The 19,704-nt window shown below is 54.5% G+C and carries 18 protein-coding genes and 1 other annotated feature; of the genes, 11 read left to right on the forward strand and 7 right to left on the reverse strand.

Annotated features, from left to right (window positions below; all coding sequences use genetic code 11):
* Positions 1-118: 118 nt before the first annotated feature.
* The 3 genes from QP027_RS04785 to QP027_RS04795 are packed head-to-tail and all read right to left on the reverse strand — an operon-like array spanning position 119 to position 2,013.
* Positions 119-772, reverse strand: coding sequence for a response regulator transcription factor (locus QP027_RS04785; protein ID WP_284826424.1), 654 nt, complete (start codon positions 770-772; stop codon positions 119-121).
* On the reverse strand, positions 769-930 hold the full coding sequence (locus tag QP027_RS04790; protein WP_284826426.1) for a hypothetical protein: 162 nt from the start codon (positions 928-930) through the stop codon (positions 769-771). The genes QP027_RS04785 and QP027_RS04790 overlap by 4 nt, the downstream gene beginning before the upstream one ends.
* Positions 931-957: 27 nt before the next feature.
* Complete coding sequence (locus QP027_RS04795) at positions 958-2,013, reverse strand: sensor histidine kinase (RefSeq protein WP_284826428.1); 1,056 nt, start codon at positions 2,011-2,013, stop codon at positions 958-960.
* Between the two features lie 489 nt (positions 2,014-2,502).
* Here QP027_RS04795 and QP027_RS04800 point away from each other — a divergent pair.
* From QP027_RS04800 to QP027_RS04825, 6 genes are all read left to right on the forward strand, one after another.
* Positions 2,503-3,767 (forward strand): IS3 family transposase gene (locus QP027_RS04800; protein WP_284826429.1). Its coding sequence is split into 2 segments (ribosomal slippage): positions 2,503-2,794 and positions 2,794-3,767, totalling 1,266 coding nucleotides; the frame shifts between segments, so codons are not numbered across the junction.
* Positions 2,793-2,924 (forward strand) — a sequence feature (AL1L pseudoknot). It overlaps the preceding gene by 132 nt.
* A gap of 180 nt (positions 3,768-3,947) precedes the next feature.
* Positions 3,948-4,820 carry a DNA methyltransferase gene (locus tag QP027_RS04805; RefSeq protein ID WP_284826431.1) on the forward strand — a complete coding sequence of 291 codons (873 nt, stop codon included), beginning with the start codon at positions 3,948-3,950 and terminating at the stop codon, positions 4,818-4,820.
* A 2-nt stretch (positions 4,821-4,822) separates the two neighbouring features.
* Positions 4,823-7,333, forward strand: coding sequence for a type III restriction-modification system endonuclease (locus QP027_RS04810; protein ID WP_284826432.1), 2,511 nt, complete (start codon positions 4,823-4,825; stop codon positions 7,331-7,333).
* A complete protein-coding gene (locus QP027_RS04815) occupies positions 7,264-7,791 on the forward strand; it encodes a restriction endonuclease (protein ID WP_284826435.1) in 528 nt (175 codons plus the stop codon). The genes QP027_RS04810 and QP027_RS04815 overlap by 70 nt, the downstream gene beginning before the upstream one ends.
* Positions 7,792-7,879: 88 nt before the next feature.
* On the forward strand, positions 7,880-8,452 hold the full coding sequence (locus QP027_RS04820) for an ATP-binding protein (protein ID WP_284826436.1): 573 nt from the start codon (positions 7,880-7,882) through the stop codon (positions 8,450-8,452).
* Positions 8,428-9,210 (forward strand): hypothetical protein, encoded by a 783-nt coding sequence (locus QP027_RS04825; protein ID WP_284826438.1) that lies wholly within the window; start codon positions 8,428-8,430, stop codon positions 9,208-9,210. The genes QP027_RS04820 and QP027_RS04825 overlap by 25 nt, the downstream gene beginning before the upstream one ends.
* 639 nt (positions 9,211-9,849) lie before the next feature.
* Here the strand turns inward: QP027_RS04825 and QP027_RS04830 are convergent.
* Positions 9,850-11,192 (reverse strand): IS3 family transposase gene (locus QP027_RS04830; protein WP_432418610.1). Its coding sequence is split into 2 segments (ribosomal slippage): positions 9,850-10,751 and positions 10,751-11,192, totalling 1,344 coding nucleotides; the frame shifts between segments, so codons are not numbered across the junction.
* 200 nt (positions 11,193-11,392) lie between these two features.
* Here QP027_RS04830 and QP027_RS04835 point away from each other — a divergent pair.
* On the forward strand, positions 11,393-12,562 hold the full coding sequence (locus tag QP027_RS04835; protein ID WP_284826440.1) for an alpha/beta hydrolase: 1,170 nt from the start codon (positions 11,393-11,395) through the stop codon (positions 12,560-12,562).
* Positions 12,563-12,566: 4 nt separating this feature from the next.
* On the opposite strand, the gene QP027_RS04840 is transcribed toward QP027_RS04835, so the two are convergent.
* Both QP027_RS04840 and QP027_RS04845 read right to left on the reverse strand, forming a co-directional pair.
* Positions 12,567-13,442, reverse strand: a complete 876-nt coding sequence (locus QP027_RS04840; protein ID WP_284826442.1) for an alpha/beta hydrolase — start codon at positions 13,440-13,442, stop codon at positions 12,567-12,569.
* Between the two features lie 198 nt (positions 13,443-13,640).
* A complete protein-coding gene (locus QP027_RS04845; RefSeq protein ID WP_284826444.1) occupies positions 13,641-14,336 on the reverse strand; it encodes an IclR family transcriptional regulator in 696 nt (231 codons plus the stop codon).
* Between the two features lie 49 nt (positions 14,337-14,385).
* On the opposite strand from QP027_RS04845, the gene leuC reads away from it, so the two are divergent.
* Together leuC and leuD are read left to right on the forward strand one after the other, a co-directional pair.
* Positions 14,386-15,807, forward strand: a complete 1,422-nt coding sequence (gene leuC / locus QP027_RS04850) for a 3-isopropylmalate dehydratase large subunit (protein WP_284826446.1) — start codon at positions 14,386-14,388, stop codon at positions 15,805-15,807.
* Between the two features lie 11 nt (positions 15,808-15,818).
* Positions 15,819-16,409, forward strand: coding sequence for a 3-isopropylmalate dehydratase small subunit (gene leuD, locus QP027_RS04855; protein ID WP_284826448.1), 591 nt, complete (start codon positions 15,819-15,821; stop codon positions 16,407-16,409).
* 70 nt (positions 16,410-16,479) lie between these two features.
* Here the strand turns inward: leuD and QP027_RS04860 are convergent, their stop codons facing one another.
* On the reverse strand, positions 16,480-17,487 hold the full coding sequence (locus tag QP027_RS04860; RefSeq protein ID WP_284826450.1) for an NUDIX hydrolase: 1,008 nt from the start codon (positions 17,485-17,487) through the stop codon (positions 16,480-16,482).
* A gap of 96 nt (positions 17,488-17,583) precedes the next feature.
* Here QP027_RS04860 and QP027_RS04865 point away from each other — a divergent pair, with 96 nt between their 5' ends.
* Both QP027_RS04865 and QP027_RS04870 read left to right on the forward strand, forming a co-directional pair.
* Positions 17,584-18,582: an NAD(P)H-dependent glycerol-3-phosphate dehydrogenase gene (locus QP027_RS04865; RefSeq protein WP_284826451.1), complete on the forward strand. Its 999-nt coding sequence runs from the start codon at positions 17,584-17,586 to the stop codon at positions 18,580-18,582.
* A 19-nt stretch (positions 18,583-18,601) separates the two neighbouring features.
* The gene (locus QP027_RS04870; RefSeq protein WP_284826452.1) at positions 18,602-19,663 is read left to right on the forward strand and encodes a D-alanine--D-alanine ligase family protein; all 1,062 of its coding nucleotides are present in this window, start codon (positions 18,602-18,604) and stop codon (positions 19,661-19,663) included.
* Positions 19,664-19,704: the final 41 nt, after the last annotated feature.

The following is a 19,704-nucleotide window of genomic DNA, read 5'->3' on the forward strand; positions in this document are numbered from 1 at the left end:
AAGGTGGTTTTGTGGGCGTGTCCAGGTGTTTTGTATCGCTTGCGATACACCTCAAAGGGGTCATTAGCTGAACCGATGGGGCTGCATGTCTTGGGAAACAACAGATGGACGAAAGCGACTAGCGCTGGTATGAGTCTTTGACCGACTGGTACTTAACAGCAAGATCGACGCGGTTTCGAGCGGAGAATCGCCAGAAGAGGTGCGAGATCACTGTTCTGACTGTGATCTCCGCCAGGCGTAGCGATTCACCGATTTCTCTATTTGTTTTCCCCTCGGAGATTAAGGAGAGGATGACTTGTTCACGATGACTAAGAGATGGAGCGACAGGTTTGCTGCTGTCGAGGTCTTCATCAGGGGTTCTAATTTTAACAAGTCGGCTGAGGCAGTCCGGAGAGAGGCTTGTTCCTCCGTGTGTTGCAACGCGTATCGAGTGGATTATTGTCTCTGGCTCCTGGCCTTTAATGATGTACCCCACAGCGCCAAGGCTGAGGCATCTGAGCATGGTTTCGTCAGTATCGAAAGCAGTCATCGAGACAAAGAGTGGAGGATGGTCGTGTTTTCTGATGAGCTGTAACAGGTCGATACCATCAATATCAGGCATGTAAACATCCGATAAGATGAGGTCACATATGTTGGACTCTAACCAATGAAGTGCCTTGCGGCCTGTTGTTGCTGTGCCCACTACTTCTAGGTCCTGGGTGGTAGCGAAGTACGTGGGGAATGACTCGAGGATGGTGGGATCGTCATCGACGAGCAAAAGTTTTGTGGTCACCCTTTACACCACGGCAACTCTGGTTTTTTCGCGCAGCTCAGCCAATCGTTGATGCCGTAGACCACTGCAAGGGTGGTTTCTTCTGCGGGAGGAGCGGTTAATGCAGGGGTGAGCGGCAAGAGCGCGCCCAGGATTGCGTATGTGGTCGTTTTGATCATGCTTATAGTGATAGCCCATCGCGTGTCTTAATGAAAGGGGATGTGGGCAGTGATGCCCCATTGGTGGTCATCACTGAATGTTCTCAGCGTTCCACCGACAGCGGATAGTACGTGGAGCATATTGGCCAGCCCGAGACCTGTTGAGTCTGAGGTCGAATTCTTCGTGGGGGCGTGGTGGTTAGTGATGCTGAGTGCGATGCCTTGGTCGTTGGTGATGGCGTCGATAGTCACAGTGGATTGGGGCGTGGCGTGTTTGATGATGTTGGTTGAGGCTTCGCTGAGCACGCGTTGCAGAGCGGTGTTGTGCAGCGTCATGGTTACCGGGGTGTCCAGTTCTGCGGAGGTTGTGACGGTGAAACCATGGTCACGGAGTCGTTGAATAAAGGATTCCAGGGTGTTCGGAAAACTTGCAGTGGGCCGTGTATTGGGCTGGGTATTGAGGGCTGTGAGTAGTTGGCGGATTCTATCGAGAGTGTTGCGGGCTGTGTGCGCTGCCTTTTTGAGTTCTTTGTGGCGTTGAGGGGTAGTGAGGGCAAGCGTTTCCAACTGAACGATCAGTGAAGTTAGGTCGGAAGCGATGGTGTCATGCAGCAGGCTGGTGAGTTCCTGGATTCTTGATTTCCTCAGTAGCTGGTCATGGTGCCGTTGCTTGTGGGTGCGGTTGATCCAGAAGCCCAACAGGTAGGCCAACAAAATGATGGTAAGGAAGATGAACAGGGCTATAAGGTCGAAATGAATGTGGCCTTTGATGGGAGAGTAGAAACCACCGAGCGTGATTGTCGTTGCGATCACTGCAGCTAGGAGTTGGCGATCAGTGGCGATGAGTGCGGTGATGAGGAAGATTCCGAGAAAGATTTCTAGGCCAGTGGAATGGCCGGCCAGCAGTGTGCCGATGAAGGCTGCGATGTAAGTCGTGATGCTGGCGAACGGGTAGCGGGGGGAGCCGATCAAGCTGAGGGCTTGAATGATGACCAACCCGGTGAACAGTGGCGTGACTTCGGTTTCATTGGCAATGCCGACAACACCGAAAATCAAGGCGACTGTCGCCAGTGCAAAAGTGGTAGGAAAACGCTGGACAGGCATGGATTTGAGGTTACCCAGTCGATCCCGCACCGCGTACTTGCACCAGGCTTCCTGCCGATTCGAAGGTCGAGGACAGGCCGCAAGTAGAAGTGTTGCGCACTGACAAGGAGAGCTGGCATTTCCCACGAGCGGAACGGATCTGTGGGTTCGTTCGTGGTGGACCGCCCAGGGCAATCGATCTTGCTGGTCAGGTTTCACATACGGTCAACAGGCCATTAGGTTACAAAGGTGAAATATTTTCACACGCGAATCGTTAAATTGGTATTACGCGAATCCGTCTACCAAGGTTGCAAGCCGAACCATTGCAGTGGTGTGACCTTAATGTTGGTCGTGGGTTGCTTTCGGGCAGGTGGGATTGGGTGTTTGTGACGATGGGGTCAGTTCAAACGAACGACCGCGGCCCACACGGGGCCGGGGTTTCTGGAAGGACTCTGAGGCGGCCTGGGTTGGTCGGAGACTAGGTTTTACCCTAGGAGGACGATCAGCATCATGGCACGGCCCAGCAAGTACGACACCGCCACCCAACAACGCGCGGTACGCATGTACTTCGAACGTCTCGAAGACGGCGACATCTCCAAAGCAGCCGCCCGCCGAGAAATCGGCGAACTACTCGGCGTAAAGGAATCCACCCTGCGCAACTGGATCCGAAAACAGGAAAAGCAGGAACAAGCACCCCAGCCCGGCTCCCTGTCCTACGAGCAGCTCCAGGCTGCCTACGAGGAGCAGGCCAAGGAAGTCGCCAAACTGCGACGAGCCAATGACATCCTCAAGACGGCGTCAGCTTTTTTCGCCCAGGCGGAGCTCGACCGCAAACTTCGGTAGTCGTGGATTTCATCCGCACCTACCGGAACCGCTTCGGGGTCGAGTCAATCTGCGAGACCTTGACTGCCCACGGCATCGCGATTGCCCCGAGCACCTTTTACGCCCACCAGTCCCGCGGCTTCGGCCCCACCGACGCCGAGTTGGATGAGGCCTACGCCGCCCACCGCATCTACCGATTGTGGGAGGACAACCGCAAGGTCTATGGCCGGCGCAAGCTCTGGAAAGCAGCCATCCGTGACGGCATGCTTATTGGTCGTGACCAGGTGGAACGACTGATGAAGATCACCGGTATTCGTGGTGTGTCCCGCGGGATGCACCGCAAGAAGACGACCGTGGCCAATCCTGCGCACCGCCGGCACCCAGACCTGGTGGACCGTCGGTGGACCTACCCCTGGCATCCGGATCAGTGGTGGATCGCGGACTTCACCTACGCCTGGACCAGGGAGGGATTCTGCTACGTCGCCTTCATCGTCGACGCCTACTCGCGGCAGGTCCTCGGCTGGGTCGTCACCACGGTGATGGACACCAGGATGGTGCTCATGGCCCTGGAACACGCGTTGTTCAGTCGCAGACGCACCCGCATGGATTTCACCGCCACCGGCATCGTCCATTACTCGGACGCCGGGGCGCAATACACCTCGCTGGCGTTTACCGACGCGCTGGCAGACGCCGGACTCCAGGGCTCGATCGGCTCGGTCGGTGATGCCTTGGACAACGCGATGATGGAGTCGACGATCGGGCTGTACAAGACTGAGCTCATCGACGTCGATCCCGCACGCACATGGAGGGATGCCCGGGAGGTCGAAACGGAAACGGCATCCTGGATCTATTGGTATAATCACCAGCGTCTGCACTCGTCGATCGGTGACGTTCCCCCGATCGAATACGAGCAGGACTACGAGGAATTCAACACCACCCGAAAAGCCCAGTAAGGCTTTTACCCGTAGTCTCCGAAAAACTCAGGCCGATTCACCGCACGAAAAGCCCAGTAAGGCTTTTGCCCGTAGTCTCCACAAAACTCAGGCCGATTCAGGCAGCTTGGTAAAGACACAATTTCGTTTTATCAAGAGCGAGGTGATCTTGAGTTAATAGATGGGCGTCCAGCTTTGAGGATGCGCCCCGATGATGAGGACGCAAATACCTATCATCCGTTCTGGTCACATCTATTCGCGAAGGATGTTTACGGAACTGCGGAATCCGCAAACCTTGAATTGAAAGAATATTTTGGCACCAAAGATGTCTTTGACACGGTTAAGCCAGTCCGATTGATTCGCGCGCTCTTAGGGCATATGCGTGGCGTAGAAAACGACACCGATTTTACGGTCATAGATTTCTTTTCAGGATCAGCGACTACAGCAGAGGCGGTCTTGGACATCAACGCTCGAGAAGGTCTCGGTCTAAAGTACATCCTGGTGCAGTTGGATGATGGTATTGCAGAAGACAGAATCGCTCGGACCCTAGGATTCGCGACGATTGATCAAATCGGTCGTGAACGTATTAAGCGCGCTGCTGCAAAAATCAAGGAAGAGACCGGTGCGGACATAGACTACGGTTTTAAGCTTTTCCGTTTGGATGAGCCGTCCGAGCAGACGATTGACCAGCTGTATGAGTTTGATCCATCGCAGGGAGCGCTGTTTGAGGGGGACTATGTTTCGAAGTTCGCTACTGATGAAGCGTCGGGTAAGGACGTGATCCTGACGACGTGGTTGAATCAGGATGGTTTTGGTTTGAATGCTAAACCTGGGCAGGTCAATCTTGCTGGTTACACGCTTGATGTCTGCGAGGATTCGGCCTACATTATCGACACGGGCTTGACTAGTGATGACGTGGTGGAGTTGGTGCGCCTGATTGAAACGGGCGAACTAGATGTGTCGCGGATTGTGGTGTTCGGTTATTCGGTGAAGTTCAATGTGATGCATGAGTTGAAGAAGAATATGAACGTGTTGAAGTCCGGCCGCAATGTCACGGTCATTGAGAGGCTGTAAGTATGCAGATTCGTTTACAGACTCTTGAGCATCAGCAGAGCGCGCTTCGTGCTGTCAATAAGGTGTTTGACGGTGTGGAGTTGGACTATGGCGGACGCCACGAAGCGAATCCGGTGTTTGATCCGGCTGATCCGCAGCTGCGGGATAATATCCATAGTTTGCAGATCGGCCAGGTTGAGGGGGTTGACGCTATTCCTTCGTCGTGGCGGGGCAAGGTCGATGACGGGGTTTTGGGTATCGACGTTAAGATGGAGACAGGCACTGGAAAAACGCTTGTCTATACCCAGATGATGCATGAGTTGAACCGGCTGTATGGCTTTAACAAGTTCATTGTTCTTGTGCCGTCGACTCCTATTAAGGAGGGGGCGCGCTCGTTTATGCAGGCAGATTATGCGCGGCAGTACTTCAATGATGCGTATGGCGGGCGGATCAGACTTGATCTGGATGTGCTTGATCCGCAGAAGCGTTCCAAGGGTAGGAAGCTGTTTCCATCGGCGATTGCTAACTTTGTGTCCGGATCGCGTTTGACCAAGGGTCGGATTTCGGCGTTGTTGATGACTGATGGAATGTTGCTGTCGAAGGCGACGATGGCGGCGGATTATGACCAGATGGTGTTGGGTTCGTCGAGTGTGCCGTACGAGGCATTGGCCCAAACACGCCCGATTGTCATTATTGATGAGCCGCATCGGTTTAAGCGTGAAAATAAGGCGTATGAGGCGTTGCTGGATCAGATTCAGCCGCAGGCCATTATTCGGTTTGGGGCTACCTTCCCAGAGCTTGGTAAGACGAAGCAAACAGACTACAACAACCTCATTTTCAACTTGGGGGCGATCGAGGCCTTCAATGAGCAGCTCGTCAAGGGCGTGGCGATCCAGTACCCGGAGGCCGAGAGCCAGGATACCGTGCGGTTGAAGTTGACTAATCTGTCGGCGTCGAAGCCGAAGACGGCTACTTTCCAGAATGTTGAGACCGGTAAAAGCGTGTCGCTTGGCTTGACCGAGTCACTGGGCTCTATCGCGGGGGATTTTGCGGGGCTGACCGTAGAGGCGGTGGGCAAGACCCCGAATCCGGCAATCAAGTCGGGCGTGACGCTGTCTAACGATCAGGTGCTGGCGCGCGGGGATATTATTTCTGCCAATGTCTACTCGGATACGTATCAGGCATTGATGATGCGACAGGCGCTGGATAACCACTTTGGGCAGGAGTGGAAGAACTTTCGGCGGGCCTCGCGGATTAAGACGTTGAGTTTGTTCTTCATTGATGCGGTGGAGTCGTACCGTGGGGTGGATGGTTCCAGTGGCCATTTGCGCCAAAGGTTTGAGGAACTCCTTGAGGAGAAACTTCGTCAGGAGATTAAGGCCAGGAGCGGGGATTCGTCGTCAACGGCGAAACAATACGTGAAGTATCTTGAGGCTTCGCTGGGAGATATCCTGGCCACTAACGGTGGGTACTTTTCGGCGGATAACTCGACAGCGGATGAGGCGATCCAGCGTGAGGTTGATCAGATTCTGCGGGACAAGCAGAAATTACTGGCGTTTGAGGATGCTGACGGACAGCCGAACACGATGCGTTTCATTTTCTCGAAGTGGACGTTGCGTGAGGGCTGGGATAACCCGAATGTGTTTCAGATCGTGAAGTTGCGTTCCTCGGGGTCGGACATCTCTAAGTTGCAGGAGGTTGGTCGTGGTCTTCGTTTGCCGGTGGATGTGTCAGGGACCAGGCTTTCTGGTGAGCAGTTCTATTTGACGTATTTGGTGGATTACACCGAGCGGGATTTTGCGCAGAAGCTGGTCAGTGAGGTGAACTCGGATGTCGGTGAGAAGTTGGCCTCGGTGAAGGGCTTGCTGGAGGCCGTCGGCAAGCAACGGGGCAAGACCGTGACCGAATTGATGGTTGAGCTTCTTACTGCTGGGTACATTGATGCCGATCAAAACATTGTCCCCGAGAAGGCCGATGAGTTCTTTGCGGCTTATCCGGAGTTTACGAAGAAACGGCTGCAACCGGACAAAATTGTGGAAGATAAGAGCCGGGCGCGTGTTGGGATCAGGCAGGATCGGTACCACGAGATTAAGCAGCTGTGGGAGAAGGTCAACGACAAGTACTACTTACGGCTTGACGATTTGACAGACGCTGAGGTTGATCAGTGCATCGCGGATATCTTGGATCAGGATGTGTACCAGGCTCAGTTGGGGCGCTTCGCTCAAGACGTCGTCATCTCGGGTGAGGATGGTGAGTTAGAAACACGCTCAGAGACAAAGGCTACCTTTGACGCTACTGAGCCGATTCCGTATGGGCAGTGGTTGCAACTGGCCTACAAACAGACGTACCTCCCGGTGAGCAGAATCCATCATGGACTAGTTGAAAAGAGCAAATCCAAGAAGATATCAAAGGATTTTTCAATAAGGCGACGCTGGGTCGATTTGTGGCGGCTTTCAATGAGTGGATGGAGCAGGAGTTCCTCAACCGGTTCTCTTATACCCAGGTGCGGGGAGTTGTCGGTGCTACTGCGCTAACGGATGAAGCGGGCGAACCTTTAGAGGATATTGTTCAGGGCAACATTGGGGTGTATAAGGACGCAACATCCAAGGTGCCGGACAAATTCCTCTATGATGTTTTCGTTTTCGATTCACCGAAAGAGAAAGAAACGATCCGGGATTCTGACGTGGACCAAGTGGTGGTGTACGGAAAAATCCCTCGTCGCTCGATCAAGGTTCCGCTGTATTTTGGTGGAACGACCAGCCCAGATTTCATGTATGTCCTCAAGAAGGGTGATGGGCAGATGGCGTTGAACTTTATTATTGAGACGAAAGACGTTGAAAAGAAGACTGATTTACGCCAGAGTGAACAGATGCGGATCGCTGCCGCCAAGAAGTTCTTTGAATCGATGGAGGAGTCGGGTGTTGACGTGGCTTTCCGCGCGCAGCTCAAAAATGACGACATTGTGTCGATGATTAAGCAGGTGCTGGGATGATTCCGAAAGCTGGCGTCAAACGAGTCTTGTCAGGCGGACGCCTGCGCTGGGAGTCGGCAAGACTGTGCGCAAAGTGGGGTGAGCGCAAATGAATGGCGACTCCTTGCTATTAGTAACAAAAAGTGTGCTCAAATCTCTTCTGGAGGTTTCTTCAGGCGGCGAGCGTATTACGGTTAAGACCAGAGAAGGGACGCAGAAGGAGTTCAAGGAGTCTTTTAGTTTCGGCGCTCTTCCTCTCTACCTTCGAACCATGGCAGCGTTTGCAAATGCCAAGGGTGGATACATAATTTTTGGGGTCACTGACAATCCAAGATCACTCAAGGGCTTAGAAGGGAGTCATCTGGATCAATTCGATAACCTAGATCGTGCCAAACTAACTGATGGTTTGAACGAGTATTTTTCTCCGGAAATTCGATGGGAGGCCGAGACTTTTAAGCTCGAAGGGAGAACCCTGGGTGTGATTTATGTGGCTGAATCAGAAAACAAGCCCGGCGTCACGAAAAAACATTCAATACCGGAAAGCAGGTTGTGCAAGAGGGCGACATTCTTTATCGGTATAATTCTCGCTCGGAGAAAATTAAGTACCCGGAGCTCAATCGGATTATTGCAGAATCAAGGGAACGAGAATCTCAGCTATTGCTTGAACAGTTTCGGTACTTGATTGAGGCTGGTGCCAAAAACGCTGCGATCTTTGATCTGTCGAAAAAAGAGGTGCGTGGGGCTAGTGGACAAAAGTTACTTATCGACCAGAAGCTCGTGGACAGTATTTCGTTTATCCGGGAAGGTGAGTTCAGCGAAACCGTTGGCGCACCGACACTTAAACTAATCGGTGAAGTTCAGCCAGCTAGTACAATAACAGTTACTACGGACAAGGTTATTCACTCGGCAGTGACATCGGAAGATATTATCGTGCGCTTCCTTAATCAAGATCCTAGTGAGTCACCGGAGAGTTATGTTAAAGCGGCGGCGACTGGGTCTTCGGCTTTTGTACCCATTCACTTCTTCCGTAAGGCAGCGGGTTGGAGTATCAACTTCGCTGCCGACGAAATTAGGGCTGAGAAGACTAGATCTCAGGCCAAGACAAGGTTGCTGAAGCGACTCGAGTCAGGTGATCAGCTACTGATGAAGTGTCCTTCTGCGGCATCTACTCATAAGTCTTCGAAGAAGAAGATTTCATTTCTGGAGCGGCTGAGATCCGGTGATGAACAATTGGTCGGAATCTCTAACTCCGAAGATGCGCGTTTGGTCCTTGAGTCGGTTCAGTGTCTAGAAAATGATGAGGTTGACCAATACTTTGATCTTTATTGTCGTGTGATACTAGATTGCTTTAATTCTTTTTACGAGGATGATGGCAAGGTCGCAAATGCTTTGAGAAGAGCGGCTTGTCGCCTTGATATTGCCATGTACGGTGGCAACTAGCAGGTGAAAACATGCCATCGCTCATGAGAGGCGACGTATTTCAGTCGAGCTGGTAGCCGAAAAGTGACCATTTTTCTAGCTCGCGATTTTGTGTAAAATCAGTTCGAAGCAGCTTTTAACAGGGGTCAGAGCCAATGGCTTTTTGACCAATCCTAGTTATTATGTGGTGCAAATAGTTAGGGCCACCAATCTAAGTTAACACATAATTAAAAAGGATTGTCAATAGCATAACCACTTTAATATTGTATAAATATTAGCGGTTTTGATCAATCCTTTTTATTTTCTTAATCATCGAATCAAGAGGATAAGCATAAGGGGTTTTAATCTATCGAACTCCACCAAACTATCCTTACACATAATTATTGCTAAACTAACACCGTCCGGATGCCTCATGCCCAAGCATTCCGGACGGTTTTGTTTTATGTGTAGTGTCCCGCAGGGTCTTTAAAGTGCATATTGAGCCCACTTTTTCGGCCAGGACCCTAGTGATCAACCTCTCTCTTTATGCCCCCTGAAGTGCAGAGATGCTGATCTCACTCAGCCTTGACAAGTCGTTATATATGTTGCGTACCATCTGGGGTACCAGTAGAAGCCTCCAGCCAATTTGAACTGGCCCCTGAAAGTTGGACTGGTTTAATTCTAGGCGGTTAGGGGTTCAAGGGTCTGGTTCCGATAATGCATCGGAGTCAGACCCTTGAGTCGTTTCTGTATGCGTTCATGGTTGTACCAGTAGATGTAGTCATCGATTGCCTTGTAGAATTCCTGCAAGCTGGTAAATGATTCACCGTGGTACATCTCAGTCTTTAAGTGCCCGAAGAAGTTTTCCATCACCGCATTGTCATAGCAGTTGCTTTTCCTTGACATTGACTGCACTCCACCGATGCTTGTGATCAGCCCGCGCCAGCTGGAATGCTGGTACTGGACCCCTTGATCTGTATGTACAAGCAGTCCTTGCCCTGGTGATTGTTGTGCGATGGCGTCACGCAGAGACTGTGATGTCAAGGCTGTATTTGGTGAGGTAGATACGCTGTACGACAGGATTGACCGGTCATATAGATCCATGATTGGCGACAAATAAGCCTTGGTGCCAGCAACGCGAAATTCCGTGATGTCACTGACCCACACCGTGTTGGGCCTATCAGGTGTGAAGTGTCGATCCAGTACATTCTTCGCAATGTGGCTGACAGTGCCTTTGTACGAGTTGTACTTCTTTTTCACTCGGACCTTTGACTTCAACCCGAGCTGGTCCATGAGCTTATAGACCAGCTTATGGTTAACGACCCATCCTGCCCGGCGTAGCTGGGCGTGCACCCGCCGGTAACCATAACGACGGTTCATACGCTCGAAGACCTCGATGATTGCTTGCTTGAGCTGGGCGTGCTTATCGCCCATGGTGAGGCGTTGTTGGTGATAGAAAAATGTTGACCGGGCAAGCCCTGCCGCACCCAGCAGATCGTCCAGGCGGTGAGTTGACTTGAGGATGACGATGACCTCAGCTTTTAGCCTCGTCGTTGGTTCCTCAAGTCCCGCAATTTTTTTAAATACGCGTTTTCCGCCCGCAATTTCTCTACCTCGCGACGCAACCGATCTTCCTCAGTGAACGGTTTCGCAGGTGAACTGCCTTTCGGGCGCCCTTTCGGTTTCGGCCGCAAAGCTTCATCACCGCCGGCACGCCAGGCACGCACCCAACCAGAGACAAGTTGATCCGAAGATAAACCAAATTCCCTGGCGAGTTCCATCTTGGACTCGCCAGCATTGAACCGATCAACGATGTCTTTCTTTACCTCAAAGGAATATTGCTGCTTCGTTGGCTTCTCCACAAGACATAGCTTGCCATGAAGCTTGAACCGTCGGGCAAGCCTCTTCACCGGATAGGGGTTAACCCCTAAACGATGAGCTGCTGCCGTATAGCCCAGCCCTTGTTCAAATAACTCAACGAGCTGCTCCCGCTGTGCCTGACTCAACGAACTTCGTGCTCTCAAAAGAAAAACTCCCCACTAGTCGGAAACTGATTTCTCAGTCCAACTAGTGGGGAGCAGTTCACATTTCGGTTGGGGGCTTTTTATGTTCCCCGATCACATTCATCTTTTGCTTCGGGGCTCTGTTCCACGCGCACTCATACCAATCCTTCCGCGCACAAATCAATTTTTGTGGCAACTACTGTTCCCGTAAGATTGACCAAATGGAATTAAACCCTCGTCGTGGCCTATCGCTTGCTCTTGCCTCCGCATTGTCCCTTTCTGTATTGGTGGCCCCAGATGCGCTGGCTCAGTCGTCGGCAAGCGGGCAACCGCTAGGCCAGAGTGATGCCTCGTCAGCTGGCGTGGAGGCGTCGAGTCTGAGCTCCGCCTCGCTCATGGAAGGCCCGCTGGGAGATCTCGCGTTTGGCACCCACGTTTTCGGGGGAAGCTCTGGAAGCAGCCAGGCACTGGGATCGAGCACGGTGGACATCGCGGACACGTTCCCGGATCCAAACGCGCCGGCGGCCGAGTTCGTCTCCCTGGTGCATGAGCGCGATAACCTTTGGACGCTCACGGTGTACTCGCCGTCAATGCAGCGTGAGATCACCAACGATCTTGTTCTGCCGGAAGGTGGCCCGGATAACACCACCCCGCGCCCGACCTATTACCTGCTCGGTGGTGCAGGTGGTGGCGGTTGGACTGGTGCGGGCGGGGCGCCGGACTTCTTCAAGGACAAGCTGATCAACGTGGTGACACCACGCGGCGCTGTCGGTTCGCAGCAAGCAGACTGGGCGCACGAGGACCCTGAAATGGGCATTTACAAGTGGTCGACGTACCTGGCAAAGGAGTTGCCACAGCTGATCGACGAGATGTTCTACGGCAACGGAACCGATGGAATCGGTGGAATGTCTATGTCTGGCGGCCCCGCACTTCACATCGCGACCATGGACGATCGCTTCAAGGTTGCTGGCACGTATTCGAGCTGCCAGTCCACAACCGGCGTGCTGGGCCAACCATTCGCATCATCGACAGTGCGTTTTTACGGTGGCGATCCAGCGAACATGTGGGGAGCGTCATCCGATCCAGCGTGGGCTGAGCATTCGCCGATGCTCAACCTCGAGGACATGCGCGGGATCAAGTTGTTCGCGGCGGCATCCCGCGGTGTGCCGACAGAGACGGACGAGGAAGTGAAGGATTCGCCGATGCCAGCGCTGGTCGTCGATGAGCAGTTTGCTTACGCTTGCTCGCGCGCTTTCGTTGACAACGCTCGTGACGCTGGCTTGGACATCGACTGGTATGAATTCGACGAAGGAACCCACAACTGGGGACTGTTTCGCCGCCAGCTCCCAGAGACTTGGAAGACCATCGGTCCAGCTCTCGGGGTGGAATAAAATCCTACTGGCCCAAGAAATCAGCTAGCCACTGCTGATACTGCTCCGGCTGGGTGATGTATGCCTCGGAGTGTTTGCCCTCGGTCCAGATTGCCGTCACGCGATCGCCGAGGGCTTCTTCGTATTCGTGGCCCATGTGCGGCGGGGTGACTTCGTCGTCACGCGAGTGGATCAAAAGTACCGGCATGTCCGAGTCCTTGATCGCTTCGGCAGCGTCGAGCTCGTAGTAAGACACGCCCTGGTGCACGCGGAGAAATGGTTCGCCCGCAGCGAGCATAAAGTTGGTAGAGAACGGCGTTTCTCCTGCAACTTTGTCTAGTTCGATCCGAATCATGTCGAGTGCGTCGGCCATCGGGCTATCCAGCACAAGCTTGTCGACGATTCCCTCGTCCTTCGCTGCGGCCATCGCCGCCGTCGCGCCACCGAAGGATGTTCCCCACATAACGATCTCGCAGTCGTCGGAAAGCTCGGTGTCAAGCTGTGTGAGAACCTTCATCGTGTCGTCAGACTCGCGCGCGCCAAAAGTGTTGACCAACGCTGTATTGCCTCCACTGTTCATCTGGTCGTAGGCGATCACGTTGTATCCCAGATTGAGGAACATTTTCGCGACAGGAAGAGTTGCGTCTTTGGTGCCTCCGAGACCGTGGATCAAGATTGCTGTGTCGCGGTCTTTGTCGCCGTTGTGAATGTGAATTGCGGGGATGGTGTGGTCATCGTGCGAGGCGGTGACGGTGAACTCCTCGATGGTGAAGTCCTTGGCGATGTCCTCGCGGTGCACCCCGGCGTAGTCGAGAAAGTCGGCGGTTTCTTTGGTGGTGGACTCCGGAGAAGACAGTTGCGTGGTGCCTTTGTACACCTGCGACCCCATGAAAAGAAACACTGCACAAGACAATAAAAGAACTATTATTACGAGTGCTAGAAGTATTCGTGAAACTACTCTTTTCATGGGGCTGCCCGCTTTCTGGAGTTGTTAGCTTCATTATTTCATGCGGGGAGACTGAGAGAATAACCCGAGTGAAAACTAGCGCGGCGTGTATGAACCCCTAGAAGCTTCGATGGTATCGACGCAGGTGTATAGCTACAGCGCGCGGGTGAGCTGCTCGGCGGCAGCGACCAGTTCTTTGCCCCACTTATCTGCTGGTGACGGGCGCAAGCGCTCAGCAGGCCCGGAGACGGAAAGCACGGCAATGATTTCTTGGTTGCCGGCAAAAATCGGCGCGGAGACGCTGGCGAGACCTACTTCGCGTTCGCTGACGGACTCGGCTAGGCCAGATTCCCTTACTTTGGCAAGGTCGTCAGGGGCGAAGGGGTCGTCGATAAGCAAATGCTCGGTGAAAGCGGCAAAGACGCGGGCAGCGGAACCGTGGGTGAGTGGCAGGCGAGAGCCGACCGGGACGGTGTTTTGTAGGCCGGATGGTGGCTCGATGGCGGCGATGCAGGTGCGGGTGGTGCCGGTGAGTTTGTAGAGTTGGACGGATTCGCCGGTGGTGTCGACGAGTTCGTCCATGATTGGTGTCGCGATGTTGATTAGGCGTGTCGGCGTATTGGAATGGAAGTGAGCAAGCGCAGGGCCGATGGTCCACGCGCCTTGGGTGGTGCGGTCGAGAATCTGGTGGATTTCGAGGGCCGTGGCAAGGCGGTGGGTGGTTGCTCGTGGAATGGACGTGGCGTCGCCGAGCTCTGCCAAGGTCTTGTCGCCCTGGGAAATCGCATCGATGATCGCAATGGCACGGTCAAGAACTTGGATGCCGGATTCTACGCTATACTGTCCCATACAACGGATAATATCATCTCATACACTGGGATTGGTTAAGGAGGCGTACATGGCGGACCAACCGCTCACACTGGCCGAGAAGGTCTGGCGCGACCACGTGGTCAAGCAGGGGCAAAACGGCGACCCAGATCTGATCTACATTGACTTCCAGCTTCTACACGAGGTCACTAGCCCACAGGCGTTCGACGGCCTGCGGATGGCGGGGCGCACCATGCGTCACCCAGAGCTACACCTAGCGACCGAGGATCACAATGTACCTACCGAGGGAATCGTCACCGGCTCACTTCTTGAGATCAAGGAGCAGACCTCCCGCGTACAAGTAGAAACCCTGCGCAAGAATTGCGAAGAATTCGGCGTGCGTCTCCATTCGATGGGCGACGAGCAGCAGGGCATCGTGCACACCGTCGGCCCGCAGCTGGGCATTACCCAGCCAGGCATGACCATCGTGTGTGGCGACTCGCACACCTCCACCCACGGCGCGTTCGGCTCGATCGCAATGGGAATCGGAACCTCTGAGGTTGAGCACGTCATGGCGACCCAGACACTGTCCCTCAAGCCGTTCAAGACCATGGCGATCGAGGTCTCCGGCGAACTCCAACAAGGCGTTTCTGCAAAGGATCTGATTCTGGCGATCATCGCGAAGATCGGCACCGGCGGTGGCCAAGGCCACATCATCGAGTACCGCGGAGAAGCAATCGAGAAGCTCTCCATGGAAGCACGTATGACTATCTGCAACATGTCCATCGAGGCAGGCGCGCGTGCCGGCATGGTTGCGCCTGACCAGAAGACCTTTGACTACGTCGAAGGCCGCGAGTTTGCGCCGAAGGGCGCGGACTGGGACGAAGCGGTTGCCTATTGGAAGACCCTGCCCACCGACGAGGGTGCGCAGTTTGACACAGTTGTTGAAATCGACGGTTCCGCACTGACCCCATTTGTCACCTGGGGTACCAACCCGGGTCAAGGCCTGCCGCTCAGCGCCAACGTTCCAGACCCAGAGGATTTCGGGGACGAGGGCTCCAAACAATCCGCCGAAAAAGCTCTGGCATATATGGATCTGACTCCAGGCACTCCGCTGCGTGATATCAAGATCGATACCGTCTTCTTGGGATCCTGCACCAACGCCCGCATCGAGGATCTGCGTGCTGCGGCATCCGTTGTGGAAGGTCGCGCGATTGCAGAGGGAACTCGCATGATGGTGGTGCCGTCCTCCACGATCGTGAAGCAACAGGCCGAAGAAGAGGGATTGGACAAGATCTTTACCGACTTCGGCGCCGAGTGGCGCACCGCGGGTTGCTCCATGTGCCTGGGCATGAACCCAGACCAGCTCAAGCCTGGAGAGCGCTCCGCTTCCACTTCAAACCGAAACTTTGAAGGCCGCCAGGGCCCAGGTGGACGCACGCACCTTGTCTCGCCACTGGTCGCCGCCGCCACCGCAGTCACCGGCCACCTGTCCAGCCCAGCCGATCTGTAAGGAGAATTAGCATGGAAAAGTTCACCACTCACACCGGCGTTGGCGTTCCACTGCAACGCACAAACGTTGATACCGACCAGATCATCCCGGCTGTCTTCCTCAAGCGCGTCACCCGCACCGGCTTCGAGGATGGATTGTTCAACAACTGGCGCACCAATGAACAGGATTTCGTCCTCAACCAAGAGCCATACAAGGCAGGATCCGTGCTTTTTGCCGGACCTGATTTCGGTACTGGCTCGTCCCGCGAGCACGCGGTGTGGGCCCTAATGGATTATGGTTTCAAGGCTGTTTTCAGCCCTCGTTTCGCAGACATCTTCCGCGGTAACTCCGGCAAAGCCGGCCTGCTCGCGGGACTCATGGCTGAATCCGACATCGAGCTGATTTGGAAGCTGCTTAACGAGGAACCAGGCCGCGAAGTTATCGTGTCACTCGAGGACCGCACCGTCACAGTTGGCGAATCGAGCTATACCTTTGACATCGACGATTACACTCGCTGGCGTCTCATGGAGGGCCTCGACGATATCGGGCTCACCCTGCGCGAAGAAGACGCGATCGTTGATTTCGAAGCTCAACGTCCCGCCTTCAAACCCGCTGTACAGTAGGTAGTTTTCTTGGCCTTCCGCAAAACCGTGCGACCCACCGTACGGTTTTGCGGAAGGCTACTTTTAACACCTACCGCACAGGCAAAGGCGAAGGCAGATAATCCGCCCCTGTCAGCTCACCATTGTTAAACGACAGCACCCACACCGACGCCTTTTTCGCCTTGATCTCAATATCAATCGGGAGCCGCCCGTTCGCCGACAACCAAGCGATCACATCCGGAATGCTCAACCCCTGGCTCACGATCACGCTCACACCACCTTCATTTACAACGTCCATGAAGGCCTGCTGTGCGCCCACAAGATCGTCGATAAGCCCGTCATCGCCCAATCGCTTATCGACGATCACGTCTAACCCAAGTTCGTCGGCAAGCGGTGCAACGGTTTGCTGGCACCGATCAGGTACCGCAGAGTAGATGCGATCGGGGCCGAAAGGCGCAAGCATTGGCACGAGCATTTCTGCTTGGCGACGACCCTTCTTCTCTAGCGGTCGCAGATTGTCGTCTCCGGCCCACTTCTCGCGCTCGTGGGCTTTGGCGTGGCGGACGTAGAGAATGCGGGAAGTCGCGGGAAGTCGGAAGCGCTTCTCGGCTTTAACTAGGACTTCGCGGTCGAGATCATAAGTCATGATGTCTTGGGCCTCGGCGATGGGGAGCCAGCGAATCTCGTCGACTTCCTCATTGGGTGCGAATTCACCGCCTATGACTTCGCCGGTCCAGTAGTAGACCACCTTGGTGCGATCCAGCACTGGGTAAATTGTGCGACCGAGAAGCTTTCCTAGGCGCACTTCGTATCCCGTTTCTTCGAGGATCTCACGTACTGCCGTGACCGGCAGCGACTCTGCTGGGTCGACTTTTCCCTTAGCCAAAGACCAATCGTCGTAGCCAGGGCGGTGGATACAAGCGACCTCGATGGAATCTATATCACTCAAATCTCCACGCCATAGCACAGCGCCCGCGGCAAGAGTTGTCCGTTTGAACTCCTTCGCGGGGTCCTTCGGAATCATTTGGAGACGCCCCGTGACGAGCTTTTCTCCTTGTGCATCTTTGTCTTGCTCATGCAGTGCGTTGTTCTTGCCCATAACTTCTTATTGTGGCGCACTCGAAGACGATTCGCTATCTCATCTAAGATGATCTTCACAAGAAATTGGACGAATCTAAGTAAGGGGCGCTGCACGGTGGTCAATGTTGCGATCATGGGAGCCGGTTCATGGGGCACGACACTGGCCAAAGTCTTTGCAGACGCAGGAAACACTGTGACCCTGTGGGCACGTCGCGACTCACTTGCCCGCGAGATCCAAGCCACCCGCGTCAACCCCGATTACCTGCCTGATGTGGAGCTTCCAGAGGCTGTTTCGGCAACGTCCGACGCCACCGCTGCACTCGAGGGTGCCACCATCGTTGTCTTCGCAGTGCCTTCGCAAACCATGCGCGAGAACCTCACAGTCTGGTCGCCACTGTTGCCTCACGACGCAACACTTGTCTCAATTTCCAAGGGTATTGAGTCGGGAACGTACAAACGGATGACCGAAGTCATCGCGGAAATCACCGGGGCCGACCAAAGCCGAATTGCCGTCTTGACCGGACCGAACCTTGCACGCGAGATCGCCGAAGAGCAGCCCGCCGCCACCGTCATCGCATGTATCGATGAGAATCGCGCCAAGCTCGTGCAAGCTGCCTGCGCCACCGGTTATCTCCGCCCGTACACCAACACCGACGTTATTGGGTGCGAGATTTCCGGTGCCTGTAAGAACGTGATCGCGCTTGCCTGCGGTATGGCATCGGGTAGGGGACTGGGTGAGAACACACTCGCTACAGTGATTACGCGCGGACTCGCGGAAATCACTCGGCTGGGCATGGCGCTTGGCGCGGATCAGCGCACGTTTGCTGGACTGGCCGGGATTGGCGACCTCGTCGCTACCTGCAGCTCCCCGCTGTCACGTAACCGCACCTTCGGTTACCAACTGGGGCAGGGCGGCACCTTGGAAGAAGCGAAGGAAGCCACGCATGGTCAGGTCGCCGAGGGCGTTATTTCGTCGGAAAGTATTTTTGATCTAGCAGGCACCGTTGGTGTAGAAATGCCAATTACCCAGGCTGTTTACGCGGTCTGCCATCGCGACATGACCGTGGCGGATATGGTCGTAGCCCTCATGGGCCGGTCGAAGAAGTCGGAATAGGAAAAGGTAGGATGAGCGCGTGATCCGTATTGCAGTTATTTATGGTGGTCAATCCACTGAGCACTCCATTTCGTGCATCTCGGCCGGAGCCATCATGGCAGAGCTGGACCGGTCAAAGTACGACATCGTCCCAGTTGGCATAACTCGCGAAGGCGCGTGGGTGGAGGGCTCGCTCGACCCAGTCGGCGAAGCTCGTTTGCCCGAAGTCACCATGGGCAGGGAAATTCAACTCGCGGTAAGCCCGACTCGTCGCGGTCAGCTCATCGATGTGACCTCTGGCGAAACCATCGCAACTGTTGACGTCGCATTCCCCGTTTTGCATGGTCCGTACGGTGAAGACGGCACTATCCAAGGGCTGCTGGAGATGTCTGGCCTGCCGTATGTCGGCACCGGCGTGCTGTCGAGCGCGTGTGGCATGGACAAGGAATTCACCAAGAAACTCATGATGGCCGAGTCGCTTCCAGTCACCGATGAGTACATTTTGCGTGGCGACGACGTTTTGCCCGAGGATCAAAAAGCCCGCCTTGGCCTGCCTGTTTTTGTGAAGCCGGCGCGTGGCGGATCGTCGATCGGAATTTCTAAGGTGACCGATTGGGATGAACTTGGCGCGGCTATCCGATTGGCTCGCGAATCGGATGACAAGGTGATCATCGAATCTGAGATCGTTGGAGACGAGGTCGAAGTTGGTGTGCTTGAATATCCCGATGGTCGCCTAGTTGCCTCTTCGCCTGCGAAGTTGTTGGGGACTGAGGATTCCGATGAGGGGTTCTACGGTTTCGAGACCAAGTACCTGGATAATGTCGTTTCCGCCGAGATTCCAGCGCCTTACGACGAGGAGACGATTCGTCAGCTCAAGGCGCTGGCGATCGAGACTTTCCGGGCGCTCAACTGCACTGGCCTGTCTCGAGTGGATTTCTTTGTGACAGAGAAGGGCCCGGTGTTGAATGAGGTCAACACCATGCCAGGTTTCACACCGATTTCGATGTACCCACAAGTCTTTGCCGCCGATGGTGTGGGTTACGCGGAGCTTTTGGACACTTTGATCCAAACTGCGCTGGCCCGCGGTGGTCGAATGGCTTAGTTTTCGTGCAGTTTGGGTACATCTCGAACGCCAAAACCCGA

It is taken from the genome of Corynebacterium breve (assembly GCF_030252165.1).
GTDB classification, from domain to species: Bacteria; Actinomycetota; Actinomycetes; order Mycobacteriales; family Mycobacteriaceae; genus Corynebacterium; species Corynebacterium breve.